Consider the following 1916-nt stretch of genomic DNA (forward strand, 5'->3'; position numbering starts at 1 on the left):
GAAACCAGCTGTGTTGGGGGTGTGCCCGACTGCGTCAGGGATTAGCGTGTGTACGGCTCATAACTCTTAACTCCTAACTCACAACTCATAACTCCTAACTCATAATTCATAACTCTTAACTAATCTCACAGCCTCAACAAATACCCATTCTCTTTTAGCCAGCATCTGTAATCCGCGTAATTGGGCATTTGCATCTTTACTTTGTGCCAAAATTCTCTTGAGTGGTTTCTTACTTTAAGATGGACAAGCTCATGAATAACCACGTAGTCTATTACAGGTAACGGTGCCATGATCAATCGCCACGCAAAGTTCAAATTCCCTTTAGAAGAGCATGAGCCCCATCTTTTCTGAGCATTCGTTATATTGATTTTGTTGTATTTAAATCCTCTTTTTCGTGCGTGCCATTCAACCCTTTCCGAGATTTTTTCATACGCTTTTCTTCTATACCATTCAACGAAAATTTGCCTTGCGACCGGTAGATACTTTCTTGATAGAAGAAACCCGTTATCCAGTTTTAGAGGCACATCCTGGTCATCAACTATCGTCAACCTGTAGTAATTCCCAAGGTAAAGGAACCCTTCGCCGTTCACAAACTCTTTTTTGGAAAATTTCGGATCTCTTTTTTGAATCTCTCTCTTTTTGCTCTTGATCCAATTTCTGTGTTTTGAAACCACTTTGTTTATTATCTCATCGCTAACATCAAAAGGGGCTCTAACTATTAAAGTGGCATCATCTGTAATCTGAAGAGCAATAGTCTTTCTCTTTGTCCGTATTACTTTGTCAATTTTGATATCCATAAATCCCAACTCCCAACTAACCACTCATAACTCCTAACTCATAACTCATCACTTATTTTTTGACTCATAACTAATCACTCATAATTCATAACTCATCACTCATAACTCATAATTCATAACTCATATCTCATAACTCCTAACTCATAACTAAATCTCATAACTCTTTCCCTTTCCCAAAAACGTGCGCTGCAAGTTCCTTTAAATTGTTCGCGATTTCTTTCCTTTTGTCAAACAGCAGATGCTTCATTTCAGCATTGTATTGGATTGAGCTTTCTTTAGCGACCCATTCTTTTTCCGGTGTTTCAGAACTTGGAGATGCGGCTTTTAATATGTGAGAAACTAAATATGATTCTAACCGCTTTTGCTTTGTGTAATTTTCCCAGAAATCCACAACGTTAACTTCCTTTTCTATTATTCCGACTACATCTTTAGTCAAGTTAACGAGAAATCCGATTTCTTCATCGCTCATTTTCTCAATGGGCTTTGTTCCATAAATTTCCTTTTTTAACACTCCAAAAAAAGGCATCTCTTTTTTGGGATTAAGTCCAAAATTGCGCTCGGATTCCCTGCCCTTTTTTAAAGTTTCTCTTTGTCCCTCAAGTTCTTTAGCGATAAGTTCCCAGTTGTCTTTGTATTCCTGCAAAATTCTATTGATTTTGTCAGAGAATCTTTCGTAAAATTCAGGGTCTTCTTCGAAGTGTTTTTCTATGTATTCTCTCATCGCATTGAGTAGTTCTTTGGCTCTTGCCTTAGCCGATTTTACTGATTTTATCTTTTTGAGAAAATCATCTTCAAGAAGAGGTGTTGGTGGAATTTTTGGATCTACACCCTTTGAAACAAGGTATTCTTCAACAATTTCCCTTATTTTTCTGCTGGCATCTTTTATGCTCAACTTTTCATCTCTATACCTATTTCTCGCTGTTTCTTTTATAAAGCTGAGGATCTTTAGCTCAGTAAGATACCTTAAGGCTTCGGGATCGGGAAGCACTGCGTCCATGGCCTTGTTAAATTCTCTTACCAGCATAATGAATTCATTTTTGGCTTCTTCGTCTTCAAGGATATCCACACACTCGTTTATTGAAACAACCCAATCTTCAATACCATGCTTTTTAAAGAAAT

Annotated in this window: 2 protein-coding genes; both read right to left on the bottom strand. The window is 37.4% G+C overall.

The annotated features are described in order from the left end of the window. Nucleotides 1–125: 125 nt before the first annotated feature. A complete protein-coding gene (locus tag AC3LHT_RS10140) occupies nt 126–797 on the bottom strand; it encodes a M48 family metallopeptidase (RefSeq protein ID WP_488662805.1) in 672 nt (223 codons plus the stop codon). A 154-nt stretch (nt 798–951) separates the two neighbouring features. Then, nucleotides 952–1916: type I restriction enzyme endonuclease domain-containing protein (locus AC3LHT_RS10145; protein WP_488662806.1), on the bottom strand; the 965-nt coding region annotated here is incomplete at its 5' end.

Source organism: Kosmotoga sp., from assembly GCF_982836095.1.